The 3,596-nt window shown below is 42.0% G+C and carries 2 protein-coding genes; one reads left to right on the forward strand and one right to left on the reverse strand.

Annotated features, from left to right (window positions below; all coding sequences use genetic code 11):
- The first annotated feature begins 297 nt into the window (after positions 1–297).
- Positions 298–2,427, forward strand: coding sequence for a filamentous hemagglutinin N-terminal domain-containing protein (locus IQ229_RS18200; protein WP_194046129.1), 2,130 nt, complete (start codon positions 298–300; stop codon positions 2,425–2,427).
- A 642-nt stretch (positions 2,428–3,069) separates the two neighbouring features.
- Here the strand turns inward: IQ229_RS18200 and IQ229_RS18205 are convergent.
- Positions 3,070–3,324 (reverse strand): hypothetical protein, encoded by a 255-nt coding sequence (locus tag IQ229_RS18205; protein WP_194046131.1) that lies wholly within the window; start codon positions 3,322–3,324, stop codon positions 3,070–3,072.
- Between the last annotated feature and the right edge of the window lie 272 nt (positions 3,325–3,596).

Here is a 3,596-nt window from a genome sequence, read left to right on the forward strand (position 1 = left end):
GTCCTAAACGTTAACAGTATTCTCAAATTAATTGCTATTATCTCAATTTATTGAAAATAAAGGTAAGAGCGCATTTTTAATTGTGTGAAATACAGTTTTTTAGTAGGGGCACAAAATTGTTCTGCCTCAGCACATATTGTTTACAAATGATAAATGCTATAAAGTTTGGTAAAGAGCGAAACGCAAATTACCGATTCCATTCCGAGTAGTTTAAAGTTATCGGATTCACGTTAATACAGGTTTAGCGTCACTATTGTTCAGCAATTAATATTTTTTTAAAGCGGTACAATATCAAGTATGAGTAATCTGTGGGTCTGGTTTAAAAGTCTAGGATTTGCAGTATGTGGTGCAATAGCTTTCTGCGGAAACTCTGCTATTGCCCAAATTACCCCGGATAGTACTCTACCTACTAATTCTCAGGTTACACCACAGGGTAATATCACAATTATTCAAGGTGGAACTAGAGCAGGAAACAATCTGTTCCATAGTTTTGAGCAATTTTCTGTACCCGCAGGGATTACGGCTGACTTTCAAAATCCTACAGATATTCAAAATATTATTAGCCGGGTAACAGGTAAGTCTATTTCTAATATTGATGGCATCCTACAAGCAGGCACAGCTAACCTATTTCTGATTAATCCCAACGGGATTATTTTTGGCCCTAATGCTTCCTTAAACATCGGTGGTTCGTTTGTAGCTAGTACCGCAAGTAGTTTGAACTTTGCTGATGGTACTAAGTTTAGTGCCATAGGCCCCCGAAGCACACCCCTGCTCACAGTAACTGTACCTATTGGCCTACAATTCGGAACCACTGCGGCTCCCATCCGTAATCAATCTCAAGCAAGACCAAATGGTGTAACTACCGTCTTTAATGAATCCGTTGGTTTACAAGTGCTGCCAGATAGAACCTTGGCACTTGTAGGCGGTGATATAACGCTGGAGGGTGGGAATTTAACAGCAGTGTCGGGAAGAATTGAGCTAGGAAGTGTTGCTGGCAATAGCTTAGTTAAACTAGACCCAACTAACCAAGGTTGGGTCTTGGGATATGAAAATGTCCAGAATTTTCGGAACATTCAACTAATAGAGCGAAATCTTGGTGATTCTGAAATCGGATCTATTGTAGACGGTAGTAGCAAAGATAGCGGCGGAAGTATTCAGGTGCAGGGCGACTCTGTGGAACTGATTGGCTCTGGTGTGCGCATAAGAAGCCAAACTATGGGTGTGGGAGATGGTGGAGACTTAACGATTACTGCCAGAAAATTAATCATTCGGGATGGCGCGCAAGTATCCACTGTTACAGAAGGCGAGGGTAATGGAGGAAATTTGACTGTGAACGCCTCTGAGTCAGTAGAGGTGATTGGTGGTAGCTTTTTCTCTTCTAAATTTGATCAACCTAGTCTATTATCTACTTCAACTGCGGCAGGCGGAAAGGCTGGTGACATGACGCTCAACACTGGAAAATTAATTATCCAAGATGGGGCAAAAGTAATAACAGATTCCAATGGAAAGTACGAGTTGATTGAAGGCTCGTTGAAATTTTTACCAGCTACAGGAGAAACAGGCGATCTAAATGTAACTGCTGACTCCATACTTCTGGACAATCAAGGAAGTCTCACATCTAATAGTAAATTAGGTCGGGGCGGTAATATTTCGCTACATCTGCGGGACTTATTACTGATGCGGCGCGAAAGTAAAATAACCACTAACGCCAACGGTAATGGAGATGGTGGTAATATCACCATCAATGCACCAAATGGCTTCCTTGTCGCCAACCCCTTGGGAAATAACGATATCACCGCCAACGCCGTCTCTGGCTCTGGTGGTAAAATCACCATCACTGCTAAAAACATCTTTGGTTTTGTACCCCCCACCCGTGCAGACGTACAGAGACTTGATCCAAAGGAAATCGACCCGAATAACCTGCCAACAAATGACATCACGGCGTTTTCTCAGCAAGACCCTTCATTAAATGGCACTGTACAAATCAACTCACCAGATGCTGACCCCAGTAAAGGATTAGTGGAATTACCCGTAAATCTGGTTGATGCTTCGCAGCAAATTGCTGCTAGTTGTAGTTCTGGTGGAAAAATAGCAAGAAATTCATTTATTACCACTGGACGTGGAGGACTAGTAGCCGATCCCACGGAGCCATTGATAGCTGATGATGCGGTGCTGGCAGATTGGATTGCGCTTCCTCCACAGAGTCAGAATCGTGCTGGCGGTATTCAGAAAAGAGCCGTTGTTCAGGCGCAGCGAAACACAGAAGAAAAATCACAGAAGGTTAATTCTGTCAATGAACCTACTCAAATTGTAGAAGCCCAAGGGTGGGTAATGGATGCCAATGGAAACGTAGTTCTGGTTGCTCAAGTACCGACTGCGACGCCCCATAACTCCTCGCTTACCGCTACATCTTGCGCTGATCATTAAAATTTGACTTTGTTGACTGCCCTTGCCAATCGCCTCTTATATTAAAACTCAATGCAGAACATTATTGTGTGATAAATCTTTGATTAATTGTGTAAAAAAGTGAAACTTTATAAATTTTGATAAAAAATAAAAAACTGATTCCCGATTTCGATATACGTTACTTCAAATAGCTAAAGCTTCGCTGCTGTACAGCAACTGTTACTTCTTTAAAAAGATGAGATATCAAGCATGAGCAATCTTTCGTACTCGGTTAAAGGTCTAGGAATTGTAATAGGTGGTGCAATAGCTTTCTCTTGTAACTCTGCTATTGCGACATTTCACCTCTATGGTGCTCCAATGAATAACTCTAGAGTCGCAACACAAGAGAATATCAGAATTATTGAAGGTTCAATCAAATCTGGAAGCAATAACAAGGCTGAGTCCAGTGTTACAGTCAAAAATGACGCTATATCAGAAGAGAATTCCCTAAACCTGCAACTTAGCCTTGAATCAGACCCAATTTGTTGGATACAGAATGGTCAGAAGGTGTGTTTGCCTTAATTTCATTTTTATGTTGTGTTACTGCCGTTTATTGTTTGCTGTCCCTCTTTGATCTAAAGAGGGATAAGTTTTGCATCGTTAAACCAGGGATAGGTCTTTGTCTTAAGTTGTTTTAGGATAAAGGCAATCAGCAATTGTGTAGGCGTAGCCAGCCGTAGGCATCGCCGAAATAGCAAATGCGTTCGCCGAAATAACAATTGCGTTCGCCGAAATAACAATTGCGTTCGCCGAAATAACAAATGAGTTCGCCGAAATAGCAAATGCGTACGCCGAAATAGCAAATGCATACGCCGAAATAACAAATGAGTTCGCCGAAATAGCAAATGCGTACGCCGAAATAGCAAATGCGTTCGCCAAAATAACAATTGCGATGAGCAAACGTTATCCGTATCATTAGCGCTGTGTAAGTGTAGCCAGCACTTCTCTACGAGACGCTGCGCGAACGACAAAGCTCAGTGACCACCGTAGGCATCGCCTATTCTTTAATTCATCTCTTGGATAGAATAAGAATACCTTTAGAGGATGTTTGAAAAGTCCTCTTGTCGGTAGCAAAACGTTCTAGATCCCCCTAAATCCCTCTTGTAAAGCTACGGTGTACACACAAGTTATGGAATTACCCCTCCCTAACC

The sequence above is a fragment of the Nostoc cf. edaphicum LEGE 07299 genome (genome assembly GCF_015207245.1).
GTDB lineage: Bacteria > Cyanobacteriota > Cyanobacteriia > Cyanobacteriales > Nostocaceae > Nostoc > Nostoc edaphicum_B.